At 74.0% G+C, this 19316-nt stretch carries 13 protein-coding genes; 6 read left to right on the top strand and 7 right to left on the bottom strand.

What is annotated here, in order from left to right:
* Positions 1-19: 19 nt before the first annotated feature.
* Positions 20-2629 carry a CHAT domain-containing protein gene (locus tag K2F47_RS20430; RefSeq protein WP_242906191.1) on the top strand — a complete coding sequence of 870 codons (2610 nt, stop codon included), beginning with the start codon at positions 20-22 and terminating at the stop codon, positions 2627-2629.
* Between the two features lie 67 nt (positions 2630-2696).
* Here K2F47_RS20430 and K2F47_RS20425 read toward each other — a convergent pair whose 3' ends face one another.
* From K2F47_RS20425 to K2F47_RS20410, 4 genes are all read right to left on the bottom strand, one after another.
* The gene (locus K2F47_RS20425) at positions 2697-3524 is read right to left on the bottom strand and encodes a sulfurtransferase (RefSeq protein ID WP_242906188.1); all 828 of its coding nucleotides are present in this window, start codon (positions 3522-3524) and stop codon (positions 2697-2699) included.
* A 106-nt stretch (positions 3525-3630) separates the two neighbouring features.
* The gene (locus tag K2F47_RS20420) at positions 3631-4746 is read right to left on the bottom strand and encodes an alkaline phosphatase family protein (protein ID WP_242907501.1); all 1116 of its coding nucleotides are present in this window, start codon (positions 4744-4746) and stop codon (positions 3631-3633) included.
* 143 nt (positions 4747-4889) lie between these two features.
* A complete protein-coding gene (locus K2F47_RS20415; protein ID WP_214618690.1) occupies positions 4890-5471 on the bottom strand; it encodes a DUF5998 family protein in 582 nt (193 codons plus the stop codon).
* 732 nt (positions 5472-6203) lie between these two features.
* Positions 6204-8651 (bottom strand): bifunctional acetate--CoA ligase family protein/GNAT family N-acetyltransferase, encoded by a 2448-nt coding sequence (locus K2F47_RS20410; protein WP_242906187.1) that lies wholly within the window; start codon positions 8649-8651, stop codon positions 6204-6206.
* Positions 8652-8819: 168 nt separating this feature from the next.
* On the opposite strand from K2F47_RS20410, the gene K2F47_RS20405 reads away from it, so the two are divergent.
* On the top strand, positions 8820-9746 hold the full coding sequence (locus tag K2F47_RS20405) for a carbohydrate kinase family protein (protein WP_242906186.1): 927 nt from the start codon (positions 8820-8822) through the stop codon (positions 9744-9746).
* Positions 9747-10501: 755 nt separating this feature from the next.
* On the opposite strand, the gene K2F47_RS20400 is transcribed toward K2F47_RS20405, so the two are convergent.
* A complete protein-coding gene (locus K2F47_RS20400) occupies positions 10502-11539 on the bottom strand; it encodes a LysR family transcriptional regulator (RefSeq protein ID WP_242906185.1) in 1038 nt (345 codons plus the stop codon).
* 155 nt (positions 11540-11694) lie between these two features.
* On the opposite strand from K2F47_RS20400, the gene K2F47_RS40780 reads away from it, so the two are divergent.
* Entirely contained in the window at positions 11695-11826 is a 132-nt protein-coding gene (locus K2F47_RS40780) for a hypothetical protein (protein ID WP_272497281.1), read from the top strand.
* Between the two features lie 306 nt (positions 11827-12132).
* Here the strand turns inward: K2F47_RS40780 and K2F47_RS20395 are convergent, their stop codons facing one another.
* Together K2F47_RS20395 and K2F47_RS20390 are read right to left on the bottom strand one after the other, a co-directional pair.
* Positions 12133-12600 (bottom strand): winged helix DNA-binding protein, encoded by a 468-nt coding sequence (locus K2F47_RS20395; protein ID WP_242906184.1) that lies wholly within the window; start codon positions 12598-12600, stop codon positions 12133-12135.
* 1555 nt (positions 12601-14155) lie between these two features.
* Entirely contained in the window at positions 14156-16249 is a 2094-nt protein-coding gene (locus K2F47_RS20390) for a RecQ family ATP-dependent DNA helicase (protein ID WP_242906183.1), read from the bottom strand.
* 183 nt (positions 16250-16432) lie between these two features.
* On the opposite strand from K2F47_RS20390, the gene K2F47_RS20385 reads away from it, so the two are divergent.
* The 3 genes from K2F47_RS20385 to K2F47_RS20375 all read left to right on the top strand — a co-directional run bounded on the left by K2F47_RS20385 (position 16433) and on the right by K2F47_RS20375 (position 19311).
* Positions 16433-17761 (top strand): threonine/serine exporter family protein, encoded by a 1329-nt coding sequence (locus K2F47_RS20385; RefSeq protein WP_242906182.1) that lies wholly within the window; start codon positions 16433-16435, stop codon positions 17759-17761.
* A gap of 82 nt (positions 17762-17843) precedes the next feature.
* Positions 17844-18170, top strand: coding sequence for a DUF8820 family protein (locus tag K2F47_RS20380; RefSeq protein WP_242906178.1), 327 nt, complete (start codon positions 17844-17846; stop codon positions 18168-18170).
* 4 nt (positions 18171-18174) lie between these two features.
* Positions 18175-19311, top strand: a complete 1137-nt coding sequence (locus tag K2F47_RS20375; RefSeq protein ID WP_242906174.1) for a DUF6745 domain-containing protein — start codon at positions 18175-18177, stop codon at positions 19309-19311.
* Positions 19312-19316 lie beyond the last annotated feature (5 nt).

The following is a 19316-nucleotide window of genomic DNA, read 5'->3' as shown; positions in this document are numbered from 1 at the left end:
CGTGGTGAAACCCCCTGTTGTGAAGGGGCAGGGAGAGCGCGCGCTGCTGCGGCTGGTGGCCATGTCCCCGGTGGCGGCCCGCACCCGCGCGTTGTCGCTTCTGGAGAGCGCGTCCGTGCCGTCCGAGGAGATCCTCGCGCTGCGCGTGGCGGGGCTGGCGTCCAAGGAGCAGGGTCTGCTGGACGACGGCCTGCGCTATCTCCGCAGCGCCCTGGACCTGGCGGAGGGCCGCAGGGGGGCGTCCGTCCCCGACCCGCTGGACCTGCCGTTCGGCGTGGCCGTGCCGCCCGAGCCTTCGGAGGGCTGGGCCGATCCGTACGCGGCGGCGCAGGTGAGGATGAACCTGGTCGGGCTGCTCGCCGCGCGGGGCGAGCCGGGCGCGGCGCTGGCGTGCGCGGGAGCGGCGGCGCCCGTCCTGCGCGGAGCGGACGCCGACCGGCTCGCCGCGAACACGGCGTGCGCGCTCGCCCGCGCCGGACGGCTCGCCGAGGCGCAGGACGTGGCGGCGCGGGCCCTGCGCAAGCTCCGGCGCGGGGACGATCCCGCGACGCTCAACGGCCTGCTGGCCAACCTGGGCCTGGCGCAGGCGCTCGGCGGGGACCTCGACGGCGCGGAGGCGGTCCTGGCGGAGGCGATCGCGGTGGGCGAGGCGGCCGGGCTCGCGCACCAGACGGCGACGGCCAAGGCCAACCTGGGCTTCGCGATGTCGCGGCGCGGGGACCTCTCGCGCGCGCTGCGGCTCTTCGCGGAGGCCGAGCCCGGCCTGGTCGGCGAGCGCCTGGCGCAGTGCCGGTTCGACCAGGCGGAGGCCCTGATCATGGCTGGCCTGGCAGACGAGGCGCGCCCGCTCCTCAAGGACGCCCTCGCGGCGGTCACGGCGAACGGGTACCGGTGCGACGTCGCGGACGGCCTGCTGCTGCTCGCCCACGCCGAACTGGCGGGCGGCCAGGCGGTGCGGGCGGTCGGGACGGCCGAGCGCGCCCGGATCAAGTTCGCCGAGCAGGAGCGCATCGGCTGGATGCTGCTGGCCGAGCACCTGCTGCTGCGGGCCCGCTGGACGTGCGGGGAGCGGTCGCCGCTGCTGTACCGGACGGCCGTGGCCACGGCGGATCGGCTCCAGGACGGCGGCTGGGTCGTCGCGGCGGCCGACGCCCGCGTCGTCGCGGCGCGCGTGGCGCTGGCGCAGGGCCGCCCGGCGGGGCACCTGCTGTCGACGATCGGGAGCATGCGCGGCCCGGCGTCCGTGCGGATCTCGGCCTGGCACGCGATCGCGCTCGAACGCCGCGCGATGGAGGACCACAAGGGCGCGATGGACGCCGTCCGGATCGGGCTGGAGATCGCCGAGGACCACGCGGAGGCGCTCGGCGCGCTCGACCTGCGCGCGCGGGCGGCGGGGTTCACCACGGAGCTGGCCGCCCTCGGGCTCGGGCTGGCCCGCTCCGCGCAGGAGCTGTTCGCGGTGGAGGAGCGGCGCCGCGCGGTGGCCCGCCCGGCGCGGGTGCGCCCGCCCCGGGACCCCGAGCGGGCCGCCGCGCTGGCCGCCCTGCGCGCGCTCAGCGTCGAGCACACCGCCGACACGGCGCGCGGGGGCCTCGGCTCCGCGCTGTCGAACGAGCTGGCCGTCCTGGAGTCGCGGGTGATGGCGCACACCCGGCGCCGCGCCCCCGACGGCCTCGCGCGGCGCTCCCCGGAGCTCGACGACGTCGTCGCGGCGCTGGCCGGGCGGGCGCTGGTCGAGCTGGTCGCGGTCGGCGGCGACCTGCACGCCGTGACGATCGCCGACGGGCGCGTCCGGCGGCGCCGCCTCGGGACGTGCGCGGCCGCCGTCCACCACCTCACGCTGGCGCGGCTCGCGCTCCGCCACCTCGCGGCGGCGGAGGACGACGCGTCCGCCGCGCAGACGCTCGCCCGCTCCCGCGAACGCCTCGGCCGCCAGCTGCTGGGCCCGCTCCAGCTGGACATCGGGGACCGCGAACTGGTCATCGCCCCGCCCGGACGGTTGCACGGCCTGCCGTGGGCGGCACTGCCGCCGCTGGCCGGACGCCCGTTCACGGTCGTCCCGTCGGCGGGGGCGTGGCTGCGGGCCGCGGCCGTCGAACGGGCGGCGGGGCATACCGTGCTGGCCGGAGGGCCCGGCCTGGAGCACACCGCGCGCGAGCTGTCCGCGCTGCGGCGCCTCTATCCGCGGGCGGTCGTCCTGGACGGTCCGGGGGCGCGCGCGGAAGCCGTCCGCGACGCCCTGGACGGCGCCGCGCTCGCCCACATCGCCGCCCACGGGGAATTTCAGCCTGGCAACGCCCTGTTCTCGCGCCTGCGCATGGCGGACGGCCCGCTCATGGTCCACGACCTGGACGAGCTGACCACCGCACCGCGCGTGGTGGTGCTCTCCTCCTGCGACGGCGGACGCGCGGACGAGGGCGACGCCGTCCTCGGCATGGCGGGGGTCCTGCTCGCCCTGGGCACGGCCACGGTCATCACCAGCGTCACCCCCGTCCGGGACGAGGCGGCACCGGAGTTCATGGCCGCCTTCCACACCGCCTTGGCCGGGGGCGGGTCACCGGCGCGCGCGCTGGCGTCCGTCCCGCGAACCCCAGGTGTGATGGGCTTCCTCTGCATGGGACTGGGCTGACCGCCCGCTCAGCACGTCGTCGGCCCCGGGCGCGGCGCGGCCGAAGCCGCGCCGCGTCCGGGGCTGCTCAGTCGCCGGTGGCGACCGGACGGGACGGGTCGGTCACCCAGTGGGACCAGGAGCCGACGTAGAGGGCGGCCGGGATTCCGGCGAGGTTGAGGGCGAGGATCTCGTGCGCGGCCGTCACACCGGAGCCGCAGTAGGCGCCGACGTCGAGCGCGTCGGTCGCGCCGAGCTTGGCGAACCGCTCGCGCAGCAGGCTCGGCGGCAGGAAGCGGCCGTCCACGCCGACGTTCCCGGACGTGGGGGCGTTCCGCGCCCCCGGGATGTGGCCCGCGACGGGGTCGATGGGTTCCCGCTCGCCGCGGAAGCGCTCGGCGGCCCGCGCGTCGAGCAGGACGCCCGCACCGGCCAGCGCGGCGGCGCCGTCGGCGTCCAGGACGGGCAGCCGTCCGGGATCGGCGATGAAGTCGCCCGGCTTGACCTCCGGCTCGGCGGTGGTCACCGGGTGGCCCGCCTCCGTCCACGCCCTGTACCCGCCGTCCAGAACCCGGACGCGGTCATGGCCGAAATAGCGCAGCGCCCACCAGAGCCGGGCGGCGGCGGTGGAGTCGGCGTCGTCGTAGACCACGACGAGCTTGTCCGCCGACACCCCGGCGCGGCGCATGGCGGCCTCGAAGTCGCCGGACTCGGGCAGCGGATGCCGCCCGCCCTCGCCGGGCGGCCCCGCGACGTCCCGGCCGAGGTCGACGAAGACCGCCCCGGGCAGGTGGCCCCGGCGATAGGACTCGATCCCGGGCGGGCCCCCCAGATGCCATCGCACGTCCAGCAGGACCATGGGGGTCTGCTGCCGGAGCAGCCGGTCCAGCGCGGGCACTTCGATGAGAGGATGCACCTCGCCAGTTTGACCGGCCTTGCCCCGATTCGGGAGGGGCGAGTTCTGGTTCGTCACAACTCGTAGCCTAGGCCGCCGCGCACCGCGCCGCCGTTGACCGTGCCGGTCAGGGGCGCGACGTACTCAGCAGCGGGATCAGCAGCTCGGCCGGGACGAGCGAGCCGTGCATGCCGACCATCCGCTCCAGCCACGGCTCCCGCTCGGACGCGGTGATCGCCAGCTCGCCGCGCGCGACCGCGACCACGTCGCCGATCCGCTCCGCCATGCCGGGCGCGAGCTCGCCGAACCAGCCGCTCGCGGCGGCCTCGTCGCGGGACACGACCCAGGCGCGGTCGCCGAGGACGTCCGTCCACGCCGCCAGGACGTCGTCGTGCGCGCCCGGCTCGCTGTAGACGTACCGGCAGCGCGCGTCGCCGCCGAGCAGCGCGACGCCCTCGCGCAACCCGGGGACCGTGTCGGCGTCCACCCGCTCGGACGGGTCGACCATGCCGTGGTCGGCGGTCACGTAGAGCGCCGCCCCGGCGGGCAGGACGTCCGCGATCCGCCGCGCGAGGTCGTCGACGAACCGCAGCTGGACGCGCCAGTCGGCGGACGCGACGCCGAACCGGTGCCCGGTCGAGTCGAGGTCGGGATGGTAGACGGTGACGAACGACCGGTCGCCGAGGCCGAGCGCGTACTCGGCCCGCCCGACGAGCTGGCCGAGGCTGTCGGCGGGCAGGTAGGTCGCACCCCGGGTGGTGGCGCGGCTCAGCCCGGACCCCCGGTAGTAGCCGAGCCCGACGTAGGCGACCTCGACGCCGTCCGCCGCCGCGCGCTCGTACACGGTCGGGGCGGGCTGGAACGTCGCCGGGTCGACCGAGTCGTCCCGCCAGCGCAGGCAGTTGAGCAGCCGCCCGGTGCCCGGCACCGCCACCTGCACGCCGAGCAGGCCGTGCCCGCCGGGCGGCAGGCCGGTGGCGAGCGAACCGAGGCTCGTGACCGTCGTCGCGGGGAACCCGGCCGTGATCGCGCCGCCGTCCATCGCGTTCAGGAACGGCGCGTCGGCCGGGTGGGCGCGCAGCAGCTCCCAGCCGAGCCCGTCCACGATCAGGACGCACACGCGCGGCACCGACGGCAGGCCGAGCACGTTCACCCCGCCCGGCACGCCCAGCGCGGACAGCACCGACGGCGGAAGATCGGCGAGCGCCCCCGCCCCATACCGAGGCGCCTCCGGCCGCGCCACCGAACCCGGGGCGGCGGCCGGACGCGGGGACAACGCGCTCACCCCGGGATCGCGGGCGCTCACCTCGCGGTCCCGGGCGCTGACCACGGGATCGCGGGGGTTCGCCTCGCGGTCGCGGGCGTCCGCCTCGCGGTCGGCGGTGCTCACCGCGCCGTCGCGGTCGAGAGCTCCTCGGCGAAGGCGAGCACCTGCGCGACCGCCTCGGCGCCGTCGGCGGCCTCGCTCACCCGCAGCGACAGGTCGTCGGCGGTGACGCTGCCGGTGTAGCCGTGGTCGGCCTCGCAGTTCTCGTCGCCACAGGTCGCGGGCTCCAGGTCGATGTGGGCGATCGCGCCCCAGCCGATCGTCAGCACGACCTCGGTGGGCGGCACCCCCGGCACGTAGGACGCGGGGTCCGGGACGACCCGGGTCACCGCGACCGACTGGACGCGGTCCAGCTTGACGGCCTCGGTGGTGGTGGACGCGTGCGGCTGGGCCATGCCCTCGCCGGGCGGGTGCTCGTCGGTGTGGCACACCAGCAGCCGGCTCGCCGACAGCACCAGCACGGTCACGTGCCGGCGCACCTCCATCGCGGGGTCGAAGGTGGCCTCGTGGTGCACCACGTAGGCGATGACGCGCTCGTCACCGACGGCCGACTCCACCGCGTCCGCGACCAGTACCGGATAGTAACCGCTGCGCTCGATCGCCGTGCGCAAACCGTGATCGGTCGCTCGGGTTTCCCTCATGGCCCCCATCCTGCCCTGTCCGGGGGCGGGCGCGCACATGCCAGAACCGGCACATGCCCCTGGGACGTGGTCAGGGGACGGGACGCGGGGTACGGGAGGGGTATGGACAAAGATCCGCTGCCGTCCCCGCCCCCGGTTCCGCCGCCCACGCCCGACCCGGCTCCCACGCCTCAGCCGCTGGTGCCGCCCCCCGAGCCGCCGCCCGGACCGGCCCCGCAACCTCCCGGCCCGGTGCCGCCGGGACCCGCACCCGACCCCGTCCCGCCCGGCCCTCCGCCGGAGCCGACACCCCCGGGGCCTCCACCGGACCCGAGCCCGCCGAGCCCACCGGAACCCGACCCCGTCCCGCCAACGCCGGAGCCCAGCCCACCCCCACCGCCCGGCTGAGGTCTCAGCGCAGCCGCCCGGCCGAACGATCAGGGCCGGTGCCCGCCTGACAATCAGGGCCGGTGCCCGGCTGAAGACTAAGGCAGGCGCCGGGCTGACGATCAGGACGGGTACCCGGCGGACGATCAACGCCGCCGCCCAGCTGAGGGGTCAGGGCAGGCGCCCGGCCAACGATCAGGGCCGGTGCCCGGCTGAGGGGTCAGGGCAGGCGCCCGGCCAACGATCGGGGCGGGCGCCCGGCCGACGATCAACGCCGCCGCCCGACTGAGGATCAACCCCGCCGCCCGGCTGAGCATCAAGGCGGGCGCCGGGCTGACGGTCAGGGCAGGGCGCCGGGGGGAGGGGTCAGGGCAGGCGGCGCGGGCCGAGTTCGGGGCGCGGGCCGAGCGGGCGCTCCAGTCGCAGGGTGACGCGGCCGACGGCGGCGCCGGACGCGTCCGCCATGACGGGGTTCAGCTCCAGCCGCGCCACCTCGGGGATCTCGTAGCCGAGCCGCGACACCCGGACGAGCAGCCCCTCCAGCGCCGCGAGGTCGACCGGTTCGGCGCCGCGATGGCCGAGCAGGAGCGGGGCCGTCCGGATCGCGCGGACCAGGTCGGCCGCCTCGGCGTCGGTGAGCGGCCCGAGCCGGTAGGCGCGGTCGTCCAGGAGAGCGGCGGTCTCGTCGGCCAGGCCGAACGACACGACGGCGCCGAACGACGCGTCCTCCATGGAGACGATGCGGGTCGGCACTCCCCCGCCCTCGCCGCCGGCCTCGATGCCGTAGCAGGCGAGGAGTTCGGCGGCCTGCTCGGACGTGACGTGCACCGGGCCCCCGTCCCCGAGTCCGAGCCACTCCTCCACCAGGCCTCGCGCGCGATCGCGGTCGGCGTCGGGCAGGTCCGGGAGACGCCCCACCGGACGCTGCCGCCACTGCGCGTACCGGACGACGTACGCCAGCGCCCGCACCGCGTCCTCCGGCGCCGCGTAGGACGGGACCGACCCCTCGGCGGCGGACCCGTCCGGCCCCGGGACGCGCAGATCGGCGGGCATCCCCTCGAACCCCAGGTACGTCGCCACGATCGGCTTGGACGACCCCTCCGCCAGCCGCACGATCCGCTCGGGGACGCGCAGGTCGTAGCCGCCGATCGTCGGGGGCGTGAACAGCGCGACGACCGCGTCGACCGCGTCGTCCGCGAGCGCCCCGGCGAGCGCGGCCTCGTACTCCTCGGCGCCCGCGCGGGGCCCGAGGTCCAGGCGCGGCCTGACCTCCAGGCCGAGCGCGGTCGCCGCGTCCTGCGCCAGCAGCCCCAGCGAGTCGGAGTTGTCGATGATCGCGATACGGTCCCCGGCCGGGAGCGGCTGGTAGGCAAGCAACTGCGCGACGTCGAACAGCTCCGACAGGTCCTCGACGCGGATGACGCCGGCCTGCGCGAACAGTGCGCTGACCGCGTGGTCGGGCAGGGTCAGCGCCCGCGCCGAGTGCCCGATCGGAACACCCTGCGTCCCGCGTCCGCTCTTCACCGCCACGATCGGCTTACGGCGGCCGAGCCTGCGCGCGAGCCGGGCGAACTTGCGCGGGTTCCCCAGCGACTCCAGATACAGCAGGACGGCCTTGGTCGCCGGGTCCTCCTCCCAGTACTGCATCAGGTCGTTGCCGGACACGTCGGCCCGGTTCCCGGCGGAGACGAACGTGGACAGCCCGAGGCCGCGCGCCGCCGTCCGCTGGAGGATGGCGATGCCGAGCGCGCCGGACTGCGAGAAGAACCCCACCGGGCCGCGTCCCGGCAGGGTCGGCGCCAAAGTCGCGTTCAGCCGCACGTCCGGGTCGGTGTTGGCGATGCCGAGGCAGTTGGGCCCCACGACCCGCATCCCGTAGGCGCGCGCGAGCCGGACCAGCTCCTCCTGGCTCGCCCGCCCCTCCGGCCCCGTCTCCCCGAAGCCGGACGACACCACCACCAGCCCACGCACGCCCTTGCCCGCGCATTCGTCCACCACCCCGTGGACGGCATCCGCGCGGACGGCCACCACGGCGAGGTCCACATCGTCCGGGATCTGGAGGACCGACGCGTACGCGCGCACACCCGCCACGGCCATCGCGGTCGGATGCACCGGATACACCGGACCGGTGAAGTTCCCGCCGAGCAGGTTCCGCAGGACCGTGTGCCCCACGCTGTGCTCGGCCCGGCTCGCCCCGATCACCGCCACCGACCGCGGGAACAGCAGCCGCTGGATCGACCGCGACTCCGCCCGGTGCTCGCGCGCCGTCATGACCTCCAGCGACGTCTCGGTGGGCGCCAGGTCCAGGACGAGCTCGATCACGCCCTCCTCGAACCGCTGCCCGACCTCGTAGCCCGCCTCCCGGAACACCCGCGTCATCCGCCGGTTGTCGGGCAGCACGTTCGCCACGAACCGCCGCACGCCCCGCTCCCGCGCCGCCGCCGCGATGTGCTCCAGCAGCACCGCGCCGAGCCCCCGTCCCTGGTGCGCGTCCTCCACCAGGAACGCGACCTCCGCCGTCTCCGGACGGTCCTCGAAGCTGTCGTACCGGACGACCGCCACCATCTCCTCCCCGATCGTGGCGATCAGCGCGACGCGCCGGTCGTGGTCGACCGACGTGAAGTGCTCGACCTCACGGTCGGTGAGGCTCGGCCGGGGCGAGAAGAACCGGTAGTAGATCGACTCCGGCGACAGCCGCGCGTAGAACACCCGCAGAATCTCGGCGTCCTCGCTCCGGATGGGCCGCAGATGGGCCGTTCCGCCGTCGCTGAGGACGACGTCGGCCTCCCATTGATCCGGGTAACGCTCGGTCACGTACCAGAGCGTAAGGCACGCCGCCCCTGGTGAGCTTGCCGGGAAAAAGGAGGGCTTCCTTGCTTTCGCTGCGCGTTCGAGACCTCTTCGGGGGGCAAGAGCTGTTACGGTCGAGCACACGCCCAGGATGCCGCTCGCGCGGGCCGTGTTGATCGAGGTGATGACTCCATGACGCGCGTGGTCGTGGTCGGCGATCTTATGACAGACACCGTGGCCCGTGCCGCGTTCCCCCTGGCCAAGGGCAGCGACACGCCCGCCGCCGTGACGATCCACGGGGGCGGCTCCGGCGCCAACGTGGCCTCGTGGCTCGCCCTCGAAGGGGTCGAGGTGGCCTTCGTCGGCCGCCGCGGCGCCGACATCGCGGGCCGCAACCGCGACATGGAGCTGATGGGGTACGGGGTCGACGCCCGCCTCGTCATGGACCAGGAGCGCCCCACCGGCACCTGCGTGGTCATGGTCACCCACAAGGGCGACCGCACCATGCTGTCGGACCCGGGAGCCAACGGCGCCCTCCTCCCCGAGGACATCGAGCGCTGCAAGGACCTGTTCGTCCAGGGCACCCACCTGCACCTGTCCGGCTACTCGCTGATCAACGAGGGCTCCCGCAAGGCCGCCCGCCACACCCTGGACCTCGCCCGCCAGGCGCAGATGTCCATCTCCGTGGACGGCGGCTCGTCCTCCCCGCTCAAGCGCATGGGCGCCGAGCCCTTCCTGGAGTGGACGCAGGGCGCCCGCCTCCTGGTCGTCAACCACACCGAGGCCGAGATCCTCACCGGCCGCGACAACCCCGACCAGGCCGCCAAGGTCCTCACCGCCTGGTATCCGCAGGTCGTCGTCAACGTCGGCGCCGACGGCGCCCTCTGGTACACCAACGGCCGCCCCGAACCCGTCACGGTCGCCGCCGAACCCGTCGAGAAGATCATCGACGGCACCGGCGCGGGTGACGCGTTCGTGGCCGGCTTCCTCCCGCCCTGGCTGGACGGCAAGCAGCCCGCCGACGCCCTCACCGCAGGCTGCCGCCTGGCCGCCCAGGCCCTGCAACACCTGGGCGCCCGCCCGTCCCTGGACGTGGTGGACAACCAGATCAAAACCTGACCCACCCCCGTCCCCAACCACTGCCGCCCACACGGGCGGCCAGCCGAACGGGCAACGGGCAGCGAACCGCAGGCACACACGGACCGTGGACGACGCACCACAGGCGTACACGCCCGACAAGCCACACCGACAACGCGCGGACGTCGGACGCGCGCGCCACGCCCGGCGGACGCAGCCGGACGACGGACGCGGGGCCCGTGACCGCCGAACGCAGAACGGCGAACACAGGAAGGCCGTGACTGGCGGACGCAGGAGGCCGTGACCGACGGACGCGGCCGGACGCCGGACACGAACCTGTAACCGACGGACGCAGACAGACGATGGACGCGGGGCCCGTGACCCCCGGACGCAGAACGGCGAACGCCGGGAGGGTGTGACCGGCGGACGCAGAAGGCCGTGACCGACGAACGCGGCCGGACGACAGTCACAGACCTCCAACCGACGGACGCGGAAGGATGGCGGACGCGGGCCTATAACCGACGGACACCGGGGCCGTAGCCGACGGGCGCGAGACCTGCGGATGCGAGAGCCGCGGACGCGAGAGCCACGGACGCGAGAGCCACGGACGCGAGAGCCACGGACGCGAAAGCCGCGGACGCGAGAGCTACGGGTTCGAGAGCTGCGGACGCGGGGGGCGGCGGACGCGGGGGGCGGCGGACGCGGGGGGCGGCGGACGCGGGGGGCGGCGGACGCGAGCCGAAGGTCAGGCAAGGAGGCTGGCCTAGTGGGTCAGGCAGCGGGGGTGGCCTGGGGGGTCAGGCGGAGGGGGTATAGGTGCGGACGTCCTCGCGGACCGCGTCCCACAGGCGGTTGAGCGGGTGGCCGGCGTCGTAGCGTTCGAGGTCGGCGCGGCGGACGAACGCGCCGGTCATCAGCTCGGCCCTGGGCTCCATGTCGTCGCGCAGCTTGATCGCGCGCAGCGGGACCGCGTCGGGATCGTCCTGCCCCGCCATGCCGCGCCCGATCGACCCGGTCACGATCATGCAGCCGCGGACGAAGCCCGACTTCAGGAGCGACAACCCGTAGTGGACGTCGTCGATGTCGGCGACCACGCTCAGCCGGTCCCGGAAGTTCGGACCGTACCAGGTGGCCAGCAGGTCGGCGACGAGCCCGGCGGGCGGCACCACCAGCGGGACGCCGGCGAGGCCGCTCGTGCGCACCGGTCCGTCCGGCAGCTCGTTCTCGGACAGGTTCGTCAGCAGCAGCGCCTGCCCCCGCGCGTACTCGATGACCTCGTACTCGTCGAGGCGGCGGTCGCCCTCCGGCGTGCTGACGATGCTGCCGCAGATCAGATCGACCTGCTTGGTCTCCAGGCGCGACCACAGGTCCTTGGTGCGGACGTGCGCGACCTTGAACTCCACCTCGCGCTGCCGGAACTCCTCCGACACCCGGTCCCACGCCCGCGACACGATCGGCAGCGTGAACTCGGTCGTACCGACCGTCAGCATGCGGCCGAGCCGCCGACGGCTCCAGTGGATGGACTCCAGCCAGCTCCCGATCGTCTGCCTCGCCAGCTCGACCGTCGTCTCGCCGGTGGGCGTGAACAGGAAGTCCTTCCCGCGCCCCTGCCGGACGGTCAGCACCTCCCCGCACAATGCCTGACTGTTGCGGTTCAGCGTGTCGAGCTGCTTCTGCACGCTCGACTGCTCCCGTCCGAGGACCCGCGCGGCACGCAGCGCCGACCCCGTTGAGTGCACCACGAGCAGCGTCCGGAGCTGGTCGAACGTGGTGTCGAGCAGGCCGGACGGGCAGTCGAGAAGCTCGTCGAGGGACGGGGCCACGAGGGGTGACATTACTACCTGCTCCCGAAATGGCCGAGCGTGCATCCCGGCGGGAAATGATGACATTTCCCGCCCAACTTATCTCAAGATGTTCTTTGAAACAGCTGGACAGCGTTTCCTAACCTCTAGAACACTTTGGTCTCGCCCCCGACCGAGGAAGTGCACCCGTGAGCCCGTCCGCCCCCGAGCGCCCCGTCCAGCCCAAGGACGTCCCCGCGAAGATCGTCGCGTCCGTGCCGTCCGAGGTGGTCGTGGAACCGGCCGACAAGCTCGTGTACTCCGGGAAGGCGGCCACCTAGGAACTCCCGGTTCGCCGCGGCTCTTCTCCGCCGCGGCGCCCCGGGCCGATCGTCGGTCCGTGCGCGGGGCCGCGCGCACGGACCGGCCCATCGCCCACCCGCGCCGACAGGGGCGCGCGGGCGGGGCGGCACCGGGCACCAGCCCAGGCCCCACCTGGACTGGCGCCCGCCGCCCCCCGCCACCACAAGTCGCAGAACGCTCCGCCCCGGACCGACCACCCACAGGGAACGGCGCACGCAGGTAACCACGGAGGGGTCCCCCTCACGGCCTCGTGATCGGCTATGAGAACGCCCGTGGTCACCGCCTCAGGCGGGAGTGCCGCCGGTGTTGCGGATCATCCGCTGGAGCACCTGCAACGCGGTGACGTAGTCGGCGTCGTCGATGCCCTCGTGGATGCGGGCCCGGATCGCCGGGGCGTGCCGTCCGAGATCGACCCGCGCCCGCTCCCCCGCCTCGGTGATCCACAGCCGCCCCTCGGCGTCGCGGGTGAGCCAGCCGCGTTCCAGCAGGACCTCCGCCTCGGCCTTCAGATCGTCCTCCGGCCTGATGTAGGAGCGCATCGCGTCCTGCAACTCAGGAATGGTCATGCCGTGGCCGTCAGGCGAGATGTCGTTCTTGGACAGATTGCGCAGCAGCCAGAACTGCGGATGGGTGTAGCCCTGCTCGGCCTGCCGGGCTCGAGTGAACGCGACGAGGGCCTCGTAGGCCAGTCCGGTCCAGTAGGCGGCGGGCTGTGCGGCCAGCTCGGCGTCGGCGGTCTCCTGAGTCGGCATATCTGCTCCCGTTAGGTGGTTGCGTATTCAACCACCGTAGAACCTAGAGCTAAGTTGAGGTCAAGCCGCAAAGCCGCGAACCCGTCCTCCTGGTCGCCGCCAGCGCATACCCCACCCCCAGGCCACGCCGCTGACCGTCTTCGGCCGCCGCCCCAGCACCAACTCTGCACGGAGCTGCGGAACTGGTCACCCCTTCCTTAGGACGGGATCGCGAAAGTCAGGGCAGGACGCCGGAAGCTCGGCCTTGCCGAAAAGGCGGCGGCCACGGTCATAGCCCAGGCAGCCTCCACAAATGTCGGGCCCTTCGGTTCACCGCCGCCAGAGCACGGCGCCCATGATCTTTCCTCCGTGACGCGCTTGTCGGTCCCTTTGGTTCAACGTCGCCAGAGCCATCGCGAGCGCGGCGACGGCTCCGGCCTCCCGGAAGGGAAGCGGCCCACGACCATCGTCCGGGCAAACCCCATCCGCCAGCCGGCACCCTCCTAGGTCAGCGTCACCAGAGCCAGCAGAAGCACGGCAGGAGCTCCGCTTCACTGAGAGTCGGTCGGCGGATGGCCGGAGGCTGGACAGCCTCCATACGCGCATCGGCACCCTCCCCTGTTCGGCACCCCTGTGTTTGGCACTCCCCGTTCGGCAGCGTCGGAACAAGGGAGCATGGCGAGGGGGCCAGCCTCCCTGAGCGTAAAGCGGCCCATGGCCTGTCCGGGCAACCCCATACGCCCGTCGGCACCCTCCTAGGTCAGCGTCACCGGAGCCAGCGGGAGCACGGCGGGGCGCTCCGGCTCCCCGGGGTTCGGTCGGCGGAGGGCCGGAGGCTGGGCAGCCTTCATACGCGCATCGGCACCCTCCCCTGTTCGGCACCCCACTGCTCGGCACCCCCTGCTCGGCGCTACCTCTTCGGCGCTTCCTGCTCGGTACCGCTGGAACGAAGGGAGCGCGGCGAGGGCTCCAGCATCCCTGGGGCCAAGCGGCCCATAGCTATAGTCCGGGCGACCCCCATTTGCCAGTTGGCACCCTCCTAGGCCAGCGTTCCCACGGTCAGCGAGAGCACGGCGGGCGCTCCGGCTCCCCGGGGGTCGGTCGGCGGATTGCTGTAGGCCGGGCAGTCTCCGTACGCGCAGTGGCCCCTCCGCTAGCTCGGCTCACCCGTTTGGCGCCGTTGGAACCAGAGGCGGTGTGGCGAGAAGTTTGGCCTCCTTTGGGAGGTCAGCGGCCCTGGGCAGAGGCCAGCTGATTCTCCGTCGGTGGGACGGCACCTCGCTAGGCCGACGCCGCCAGGGGAGGACGGCGGGGTTCCGGCTTCGCTGGGGAGAGACAGCGGTCCGGGGCCACAGTCTGGACGGTTTCCGCAGTCTGGACGGCTTGCGTGTGGCAGTTGGCGCCCTCCTTGGTCGGGTCGCGAGCGTCGGGGGGAGGGCTTGGTGGGGAGGTAGGTGAGTTGGGTGTAGGGCGGGTGGTTGTGGGTGTCGAGTGGGTGGCTGTGGGTGGGGCCGGTGGTTTGGGTGGGGCCGGTGGTTTGGGTGGGGCCGGTGGTTTGGGTGGGGGTGGTGGCTTGCTAGTTGGGGGTGGCGAGGGTTAGGGGGAGTACTGCGGGGGCTCCGGAGTCTTTGAGGAGGCGGGCGGCGACGGTCATGGTCCAGCCGGTTTCTATGCGGTCGTCCACCAGGAGGACGGGGCCGGGGGCGGTGGAGAGGGCGGTGGCCAGGTCGGGGGGGACGGTCAAGGAGTGCCAAACCGAGCGGAGGCGCTGGGCGCTGTTGTGGCGGCGGGGGACGGGGGCGCCGGTGGGGGTCAGCTCGCCCAGGTAGGGCAGGCGGCCGATCTCGGCTATGCGGTGGCCCAGGCTGGTGACCAGGCGCGGGCGGGAGTGGGAGCCGATCGTGACGACGCCGGCGGGACGGGCGGGCCAGTCCCAGGCGGCGAGGACCTTGACGACCGCGTCGACCATGTCGGTGGGGACGTCGGTGTCGGCGGAGGCGAACAGGTCGCGGAGGCGGTTGCCCCAGCCGATATCGGTGAGGCGGCCGAGGGCGCGGCCCGTCTCGGCGAGGTGCTCGGGTTTGATGCGGCCGGAGACGCCGAGGTCGTCCTTGACGCCCGTGGGCCACATGCGGCGCGGGGCCAGGTCGACGCCGGGGCGGTGCAGGCGGTCGCGGGCCTGGGCGGCGCCCTGGGGGGTGACGTCGGCGGACCGGTGGTCGCCGGTGCAGTTGTCGCAGCGGCCGCAGGGGGCGGCGGACGGGTCGTCCAGCTGGTCGCGGAGGAACTTCTCCCGGCAGGTGGTGGCGGCGATGTAGTCGAGCATCGCCTGCTGCTCGCGGCGGCGTTCGGCGGTGACGCGCTCGTAGCGTTCGCGGTCGTAGGACCAGGGGCGGCCGGTGGCGGTCCAGCCGCCCTTGACGCGGCGGGCGGCGCCGTCGACGTCGAGGACCTTGAGCATCATCTCCAGGCGGGCGCGGTTGAGGTCGACCTGCGGTTCCAGGGCGCCGGTGGACAGGGGGCGGCCGGCGTTCTCCAGGACGTCGAGCGTGGCGCGGACGATGTGCTCCGGCGGGAAGGCCAGGCTGGCGAAGTAGGCCCAGATGTCGCGGTCCTCGGGGCCGGGCAGGAGGATGACCTCGGCGCGGTCGACGCCGCGGCCGGCGCGGCCGATCTGCTGGTAGTAGGCGACCGGGGACTGCGGGGCGCCGACGTGGACGATGAAGCCGAGGTCGGGCTTGTCGAAGCCCATGCCGAGGGCGCTGGTGGCGACGAGGGCCTTCAGCCTGTTGCCCTGGAGGTCCTGCTCGGCCTGGAGGCGCTCGGCCTGCTCGGTCTGGCCGGAGTAGGCGGCGACCTCGTGGCCGCGGTCGCGCAGGTAGCCGGTGATCTCGTGGGCGGCGGCGACGGTGAGCGTGTAGATGATGCCCGAGCCGGGCAGGTCGGCCAGGTGCTCGCCGAGCCAGGCGATGCGCTGCTCGGCGCTGGGGAGCTTCACCACGGCCAGGCGCAGGGACTCGCGTTCGAGCGGGCCGCGCAGGACGAGGGCGTCGTCGCCGGCGAGCTGTTCGGCGACGTCCTTCGTGACGCGCGCGTTGGCGGTGGCGGTGGTGGCGAGGACGGGGATGCCGGGGGGCAGGTCGGCGAGCAGCGTGCGCAGCCGCCGGTAGTCGGGCCGGAAGTCATGGCCCCAGTCGGAGATGCAGTGCGCCTCGTCGACGACGACCAGGCCCGCGCCGGCGGCGAGCTTGGGCAGCACGAGGTCGCGGAAGTCGGGGTTGTTGAGCCGTTCGGGGCTGACCAGCAGGACGTCGACGACGCCCGCCTCGACCTCGGCGAAGACCGCCTCCCAGTCATCGGTGTTGGCCGAGTTGATCGTGCGGGCGTGGATGCCGGCGCGGTCGGCGGCGTCGATCTGGTTGCGCATGAGCGCCAGCAGCGGCGAGACGATCACGGTGGGGCCCGCGCCGCGCTCGCGCAGCAGCCGGGTCGCGACGAAGTAGACGGCGGACTTGCCCCAGCCGGTGCGCTGGACGACCAGCGCGCGCCGCCGCTCGACGACGAGGGCCTGGATCGCGGTCCACTGGTCGTCGCGGAGCCGCGCGCCATCGCCCGCCAGGGCGCGCAGACACCGCTCGGCCTCACCTCGTAGCCCCTCGAAATCGCTCATGCGTCCTTGGTATCAGCGCCCGCCGACCACCCGCACCAGAATCCCGTTCTGTGGATAACCCCAATGATTGTGGGCGGCGACGACCTGGGTAACCTGCCCAGGAAGATCAAGTCCTACGGGTGAAGGGACGCGGGGCGGCGGATGGGCGCGGCGGAACGCTTGCGACGAACTTGGCACACGCTCATGGACGGCCATTCGCCCGAGCCCCCCGAGGACGAGCCGGGCGAGACGGTCGACCCGCGGGCGATCGACCTCGTCCTGCGGGTGGGCGAACTCCTTCTGGCCAGCGGCGAGACGACCGAGCGGGTGAACGAGGCGATGCTCGGGCTGGCGGTGGCCTACGAACTGCCGCGCTGCGAGGTCCAGGTCACGCTCACGAGCCTTCTGGTGAGCGCGCATCCGGGGAAGGGCGCGGCGCCGGTGACGGGGTCGCGGGCCATCCGGCGCCGCACGCCCGCGTACTGGCGGCTCACTGCGCTGCACAACCTCGTGCAGGAGGCGTCCATCGGGATGGTCGAGCTGGAGGAGGCGCACAGGCGGCTCGCGGAGATGAAGCGGGGCCGTCCTCCGTATCCGGCCTGGCTCGTCGTCATGTCGCTGGGGTTCATCGCGGCGTCGGCGAGCGTGCTGTCGGGCGGCGGTCCGCTCGTGGCGGGGACCGCGTTCGTCGCCACCCTGCTCGGCGACCGCGCGGCGGCGGCCCTGGCGCGCCGGGGTGTGGCGGAGTTCTTCCAGCTGACGGTGGCGGCGGCGATCGGCGCGACGGGGGCGGCGCTGGTGGTGGCGATGGGCAACCCCGCGCACGCGGCCACGATCGTCACGGGCGCGATCCTGGCGCTGCTGCCGGGACGTCCGCTGGTCGCGAGCATCCAGGACGGCATCACCGGTGACCTGGTGAGCGCCGGAGCGCGGATGCTGGAGGTCTTCTTCATGATCGCGGCGATCGTGGCGGGGCTGGGCGGGATCGTCTACATCGCGATCCAGCTGAACGTGCCGATCGACGTCAGCCATCTGCCGAGCGCTCCGGCGACGCTGAAGCCCGTCCAGCTACTAGCGGCGGCGGCCGTGTCGGTGACGTTCGCGGTGTCGCTGGCGGCGCCCCGGGACGTCCTGACCGCGTCGGCCCTGGGCGGAGGGCTGATCTGGGTCCTTTACGTGCTGCTCCGAGGGTGGGACCTCCCTCCGGTGCTCGCGTCGGCGGTGGCGGCGACCGTCGTGGGCGTGCTCTCGAACTGGCTCGCCAGGCGCCACCAGGCGCCGGTGATGCCCTACGTGGTCCCGGCGATCGGCCCCCTCCTGCCCGGAACCATGCTGTACCGGGGCATGGTGGAGTTGAACACGGGCGCTCCGGAGGACGGCGTGCTGAGCCTTATTGGAGCGCTCTCGGTGGCGCTCGCCCTGGGCGCCGGGGTCAACCTCGGCGGCGAACTCGTCCGGGCCTTCCAGCGCGTCGGACTGAGCGCCTCCGGCCGCTGGGCCCGCCCGGCCGCCCGCCGCACGCGCGGCTTCTGAGGCCGGACGAGGACGGACCCGGCCCGGACGCGGCCCGGACGCGGCCCCGAGAACTGTCGGTGGCGGGCGTTACGTTCACCGCATGTACCGACAAGGAGACATCCTGATCCTGCCCGTGCCGGAGGAGTCCGTCCCGCAGTCCGTGCGGGAACTGCCGGCCGCCCCCCGCGACGGACGGGGGCGCATGGTCCTCGCGCTCGGCGAGGCGACCGGGCACGCGCACGCGCTGACGGCGCCCGGTTCGCTGCTGCGGGTGCCCGACCCGCTCGCGCCCGACCACCTGCACCTGCCGTCCGGCGGGCGGCTCGTGCACGAGGAGCACGCGGCGATCACGTTGCCCAAGGGCTGGTACCGGGTGATCCGGCAGCGCGAGTACGTGCCCGGCGCCGTCCGGGTCGTGGCGGACTGAGGCCGTGCTCACCGAAGCGCCCCGTGCGGCGCACTTCGTGGTCGGTGACTGGCAGTCGGCGGCGTTCGGCACCGGGCCCGCAGACCGTGCCCGGGCGGAGGCGGGCGTTGCCGCCGCCTACGCGTCCGCCGGTCTGGAGGCGCCCGCGCGGTTCGTGTGGGTGCCCTCCCCCGCGCGCGGGGCGGCCGCGGCGGCCATCCTGGCCGGGCACGGCGACGCGCTGAGAGCGGCCGGTCTGGACGAGCTGGTCGATCTCGCCCACAAAGACCTCGGGGACGTCTCCGCGGGGGTGAGCGTGCTGGGCGAGGTCAGGACGCGTCCGTGGGAAGCGGCACGTGCCGCCGCCTGTTCCGAACAGGGGCCGGAGCAGTGGCCGCGTGTCTGGGGCGAGACGGGTGGTCTGCTCTGGAACCAGGTCCAGTCGCTGGTGACGCGCGTCCGCGCGGCCATCGGCGACCTGGCGGGCGGGGGCGGCGAGGACGCCTCGGCCGCCCAGAACGAGGCCGGGACCCTGCTGCGCGCCGCCACGCTCGACGCCGTCCTCGGCCAGCACGACGGGCCGTGGCTGGCGCTGTTCGAGGCGCTCGGACGGCTCGGCGGCCCGCTGGCGGGCCTGGCGGAGGTCGCGCGTTCCGCGGGCTGGTGGTGGCCGTACGAGGGGCTGGTGATCCTGTCCGAGCGCCCCTCGGACCTCTACCGCGACGAGCCGGGACGGCTGCACCGCGGCGACGGCCCGGCCCTGGCCTACCCGGACGGTTTCGCCCTGCACGCCTGGCGCGGCATGCCGATCCCGTCCGATTTCGTGGAGTCGCTCACCGGCCTCACCGCCGCCCGCATCTCCACCGAGGAGAACGCCGAACTGCGCCGGGTGATGCTGGAGATCTTCGGATACGACCGCTACCTGGCCGAGACCGGCGCCCGGCCGCTGCACCGGGACGAGACGGGCGTGCTGTGGTCCATCGAACTGCCCGGCGACGAGCCCGTCGTCATGGTCGAGGTGGTCAACTCCACGCCCGAGCCCGACGGGACGCACCGCACCTACTACCTGCGCGTGCCGCCCACCACCCAGACGGCGCGCGCGGGCGTCGCGTGGACCTTCGGTGTGGACGAGGCCGACTACGCCCCGCAGAAGCAGACCTGACCTTC

Origin of the sequence: Actinomadura terrae (genome assembly GCF_022751215.1) — a bacterium.
Classification (GTDB): Bacteria; Actinomycetota; Actinomycetes; order Streptosporangiales; family Streptosporangiaceae; genus Spirillospora; species Spirillospora terrae.
Note: the sequence above shows the minus strand (reverse complement) of the source record. Positions and strands in the feature narration are given on the sequence as shown.

Bases quoted from the DNA above. Each gene is read 5' to 3' on its own strand.
- K2F47_RS20390 (WP_242906183.1), bottom strand. From the start codon at position 16,249: ATGAGCGATTTCGAGGGGCTACGAGGTGAGGCCGAGCGGTGTCTGCGC.
- K2F47_RS20400 (WP_242906185.1), bottom strand. From the start codon at position 11,539: ATGTCACCCCTCGTGGCCCCGTCCCTCGACGAGCTTCTCGACTGCCCG.
- K2F47_RS20395 (WP_242906184.1), bottom strand. From the start codon at position 12,600: ATGCCGACTCAGGAGACCGCCGACGCCGAGCTGGCCGCACAGCCCGCC.
- K2F47_RS20405 (WP_242906186.1), top strand. From the start codon at position 8,820: ATGACGCGCGTGGTCGTGGTCGGCGATCTTATGACAGACACCGTGGCC.
- K2F47_RS20415 (WP_214618690.1), bottom strand. From the start codon at position 5,471: ATGAGGGAAACCCGAGCGACCGATCACGGTTTGCGCACGGCGATCGAG.
- K2F47_RS20385 (WP_242906182.1), top strand. From the start codon at position 16,433: ATGGACGGCCATTCGCCCGAGCCCCCCGAGGACGAGCCGGGCGAGACG.
- K2F47_RS20380 (WP_242906178.1), top strand. From the start codon at position 17,844: ATGTACCGACAAGGAGACATCCTGATCCTGCCCGTGCCGGAGGAGTCC.